Here is a 4,415-nt window from a genome sequence, read left to right as displayed (position 1 = left end):
GATTGCCGCCGAACCCGAGCTGGCCGAGCAGCTGGACAGCGAACAGCGGGCCCACCTGCTCGGTGAGGCCCGCAAGCTGTTGTCCGGGTACTACAGCCTGGAAGACCCGACCCGGTTCGACCCGCAGAGCTGCGAGCAGCGCATCGAGGTCGAACTGGCCGACGGCACCCTGTTGCGTGGAATCATCGACCGGATCGATGTCGCGCCCACCGGCGAATTGCGGGTGGTGGACTACAAAACCGGCAAGGCCCCACCGGAAGCCCGGGCGCTGGCCGAGTTCAAAGCGATGTTTCAGATGAAGTTCTACGCGGTCGCGTTACTGCGCTCGCGGGGCGTGCTGCCGACGCGACTGCGGCTCATCTATCTCTCCGATGGCCAGCTGCTGGACTACTCCCCCGACGAAGCTGAGCTGCTGCGTTTCGAGAAGACGCTGATGGCGATTTGGCACGCCATTCAATCCGCCGGTGTCACAGGCGATTTCAGGCCACGACCGTCGCGGTTGTGCGACTGGTGCGCGCACCACGAGCACTGTCCGGTTTTCGGCGGCACACCGCCGCCGTACCCGGGCTGGCCGGAGGCTCCCGACGAAGGCAACGCAGACACCGTCCTGCAGCACAAAGCCGAGCCTGCTGCTTGATCGCCGGCTACTTCAACGGCGACATCTCCTGCAGCATTGTCGGTATCAGCTCGCACACCGTGGGGTGAATATGCATCGTGCGGGCCAGTGTCTGATAAGTCGCCTTGGCTGACATCACGTCCAGGATGCAGTGGATGGCCTCGTCGCCGCCGACGCCGAGAATGGCGGCTCCGAGGATCTGCTGCGTCTCGGCATCGACAACGACCTTCATAAAGCCTTGCGTCTCACCCTTTTCCACTGCCCGTCCGACTCTGGTCATCGGTCGCTGACCGACCAGCGCGGGGCGGCCGGACGCCCGAACCTGCTCGACGGTCATGCCTGCGCGTCCCAGCGGCGGGTCGATGTAGAGCGCGTAAGCGGTGATCCGGTCGCTCACCCGCCGTGGGTCGTCGTCGAGCAGGTTGCCGGCCACGATTTCGAAGTCGTTGTAGGAGGTGTGGGTGAAAGCGCCCTTGCCGTTGCAGTCGCCCATCGCCCAGATGTGGTCGACGTTGGTTTTCAGTTGGTCGTCAACGGCGATGTATCCGTGGGCATCGGTGCGGACGCCGGCCTGCTCCAGCCCGAGGTCGTCGGTGTTGGGGCGCCGCCCGACCGCCATCAGCAGGTGGCTGCCCGCTATCGGTGCCGCACCAGCTCGCGGGGTCAGTTCGAACCCTTTGTCGCGCTTTGATATCCGAATATCAGTGGCGTCGACGACGACGTCGATGCCTTCATTTTCCAGGATCGCCTTGATAGCGACCGAGACGTCCTCGTCTTCGCGCGCTGTCAGTCGCGGACCTTTTTCGACCACGGTGACCTTGGCGCCGAAACGCCGGTACATCTGCGCGAATTCCAGGGCGATGTAACTACCACCGACGATGACGAGATGCTCGGGCAGCGTATCGAGTTCGAGGATCGACACATTGGTGAGAAAGTCGATATCGGCCAGTCCGGGAATGTCGGGCACCACCGCACGTCCGCCGACGTTGAGGAAAATGCGCTCGGCACTTAACGTCTCATCCCCGACGCGCAACGTATGCGGATCCTGGAAGCTGGCATGACCGCGAATGACGGTGCAGCCGTCCATGCCGTCAAGCCAGTCTTCGACGCCTTTGCGGTCATCAAGCATGATGGCGTCCTTGCGCGCCTTGACTTTTCGCATGTCCACGCTGACCGCGCCGGTGTCGACGCCGAAGTCGGCGCCGCGCCGGGCCATATGTGCGGCCTGCGCACTGGCCACCAATGTCTTAGTCGGGATGCAGCCGGTGTTGACGCAGGTGCCGCCGATCAGCTTGCGCTCCACCATCGCAACGGTGTGACCGGCGGCGGTCAGCCGTCCGACCAGCGGGGGCCCGGCCTGGCCGGCGCCGACTACGATCGCGTCGAAGCGCTGCGTCACAGAGCGGCGGTGATTGCGGCGAGCGCGAATCCACCGCCAACGGCGACGACGTCTTCGAGTAGAGCGGCCGGCAGGTCACGGCCAAACGACCCGGCCAGCGCGCCTCGCGCCCGGGCGCCGAGCAGGGTGCCGATTACCGCGCCGATCACGCCGGCGCCGAGTGCGCTCCAGGTGACGGCCCACGCGGTTCCGATCACAGCGCCCGCGAACCCGCCGGCGACGATCCGGCCAATGAACGCGGGGGGCGCGGTTCGGGGTGGCGTCTTGGGCTGCTTGTCGACAAATAGCTCCCCGAGCGCAAGGACGGTGAAGATGCCCACGGTTATCCAATTGCCAACCCAGGAAGCCCAGGTTCCATTCAGATTGATCCAGTGCAGCGCGGCGGCCCAGGAAATGACCGCCGGGGCCGTCATGGATCGCAGACCGGCGATCACGCCAATTCCCAGGGCTAGCAGCAGAACATAGAAATGCGTCATGTGCGACATCGCGACCCCTCCCAGGGCTCGACAAACGAACGCGGCTCTAGCGGGACGCTAACACAGCGGCGGCCGTACCACCGAGACATTCATGATCAGAACCGGAAGAACTGGACGCCTGAAGCCAGGATCGCTTTCGCGCCAATCGCTGCCAAATCGTCCATGATCTCGTTGACACCGCGGCGTGGCACCAGCGCCCGCACCGCGACCCAATCAGGGTCGGCCAGCGGCGAAATCGTCGGTGACTCCAACCCTGGTGTTATCGCGGTTGCTTTGTCGAGAGCCGAACGCGGGCAGTCGTAGTCGAGCATCAGGTACTGCTGGCCGAACACCACGCCCTGCACCCGTGCAACCAGTTGATCGCGGGCAGCCACGTCCGGCCGGTGGGAGGCATCCGGATCAACCTGTTCGATCAGGACCGCCTCTGAATCGCACAGCGCTTCGCCGAACGCCACCAGGTTGTGCAGGTTCAGGGTGCGGCCCGAACCCACCACGTCGGCGATGGCGTCGGCGACGCCGAGTTGTATCGAGATCTCGACCGCGCCGTCCAGGCGGATCACCGTTGCGTCAATACCGCGGGCCGCCAAGTCTTCTCGCACCAAGTTGGGATATGCGGTGGCGATGCGGCGGCCGGCCAGGTCGTCGATTTTCCAGTCCCTGCCGGCCGGGGCCGCGTAGCGGAAACTGGACGATCCGAAGCCCAGCGCGAGTCGTTCGTGTACCGGCGCGCGAGACTCGCGCGCCAAATCCCTTCCGGTGATGCCGAAGTCGAGCTCACCCGACCCGACATAGATGGCGATGTCCTTGGGACGCAGGAAAAAGAACTCGACGTTGTTGTGCGGGTCGATGACGGTCAGGTCTTTGGGATCGGTCCGGCGCCGATAGCCGGCCTCGGCCAGGATTTCGACGGCCGATTCGCTCAGCGCCCCTTTGTTGGGGACCGCAACGCGCAGCCCGGTGGACCCGTTGCGGTGCTGCGACGTCATCAGAGTTTCCGGTACACGTCGTCGAGCGTGAGCCCGCGAGCGATCATCAGCACCTGAGCCCAGTACAGCAACTGGCTGATCTCCTCGGCCAGCGCCTCGTCGGATTCGTGTTCGGCGGCCAGCCACACTTCGCCAGCCTCTTCGAGGATCTTCTTACCCAGCGTATGCACGCCGCTGTCCAGCGCGGCGACGGTGCCGCTGCCGGGCGGCCGAGTGCGGGCACGTTCGCCGAGTTCGGCAAACAGATCCTCGAAGGTCTTCACGGCCAGCGATTGTTTCATGGGTGGCTAAGCAAAGTCACGGCGGTTTCAGGTCGCGGTGCGCGGCGCTGCCGTCGGAGACACCTCGTCGCGCATGTCCTCCAGGGACACCCCGTTGGTTTCGCGGACCCATCGCCAGACGAAAACAAGCGACAGCACCGCGCACAGCGTGTAGAACCCGTAGGCGACACCGAGCACCTGGCGCAGCGCCGGGAACGTCACCGCGATAGTCCAGTTGGCCATCCACTGCACGCCCGAGGCCAGGCCCAGTGCCGCCGACCGGATGCGGTTGGGGAACATCTCGCCAAGCAGCACCCACAGCACCGGCCCCCAGGACACGGCGAACGCGACCACGAACAAGTCGGCCGCGATCAGCGCGATCACCCCGGAGGCGCCGTCTAACCGCGGCTGACCGTTGACGGTGGAAGCTCCGGCGAACACCACAGTCATCGTCGCCAGCGTCACCGACATGCCGGCCGACCCGGCCAGCAGTAGCGGCCTGCGGCCGAGCCGGTCGATCAGGGCGATCGCCACCAAGGTGATGAGCACGTTGACCCCGGTGGTCACCAGGGCGATGGTGAACGAGGACTTCTCACCGAATCCCACTGCCTCCCAGAGCAGATCGGAGTAGGAGAAGATCACGTTGATGCCGACGAACTGCTGGAAGACGGCCAATCC

At 65.0% G+C, this 4,415-nt stretch carries 6 protein-coding genes; 1 reads left to right on the top strand and 5 read right to left on the bottom strand.

Annotation, left to right across the window (positions count from 1 at the left end):
• A partial coding sequence (locus VN856_RS16190) for a RecB family exonuclease (protein ID WP_325690776.1) occupies window positions 1-637 on the top strand: 637 nt, incomplete at its 5' end.
• 7 nt (window positions 638-644) lie between these two features.
• On the opposite strand, the gene VN856_RS16185 is transcribed toward VN856_RS16190, so the two are convergent.
• The 5 genes from VN856_RS16185 to VN856_RS16165 form a co-directional block, all read right to left on the bottom strand.
• Window positions 645-2,015, bottom strand: coding sequence for an FAD-containing oxidoreductase (locus VN856_RS16185; RefSeq protein WP_325690774.1), 1,371 nt, complete (start codon window positions 2,013-2,015; stop codon window positions 645-647).
• Window positions 2,012-2,491 (bottom strand): DUF4126 family protein, encoded by a 480-nt coding sequence (locus VN856_RS16180; protein ID WP_325690778.1) that lies wholly within the window; start codon window positions 2,489-2,491, stop codon window positions 2,012-2,014. The genes VN856_RS16185 and VN856_RS16180 overlap by 4 nt, the downstream gene beginning before the upstream one ends.
• A gap of 95 nt (window positions 2,492-2,586) precedes the next feature.
• The gene (gene hisG, locus VN856_RS16175) at window positions 2,587-3,477 is read right to left on the bottom strand and encodes an ATP phosphoribosyltransferase (protein ID WP_325690772.1); all 891 of its coding nucleotides are present in this window, start codon (window positions 3,475-3,477) and stop codon (window positions 2,587-2,589) included.
• On the bottom strand, window positions 3,477-3,758 hold the full coding sequence (locus VN856_RS16170) for a phosphoribosyl-ATP diphosphatase (protein WP_325690770.1): 282 nt from the start codon (window positions 3,756-3,758) through the stop codon (window positions 3,477-3,479). The genes hisG and VN856_RS16170 overlap by 1 nt, the downstream gene beginning before the upstream one ends.
• A gap of 27 nt (window positions 3,759-3,785) precedes the next feature.
• Window positions 3,786-4,415: MFS transporter (locus VN856_RS16165; RefSeq protein ID WP_325690768.1), on the bottom strand; the 630-nt coding region annotated here is incomplete at its 5' end.

It is taken from the genome of Mycobacterium sp. (assembly GCF_035603715.1).
Taxonomy (GTDB): domain Bacteria; phylum Actinomycetota; class Actinomycetes; order Mycobacteriales; family Mycobacteriaceae; genus Mycobacterium.
This window is presented reverse-complemented; position numbering and strand designations above follow the sequence as displayed.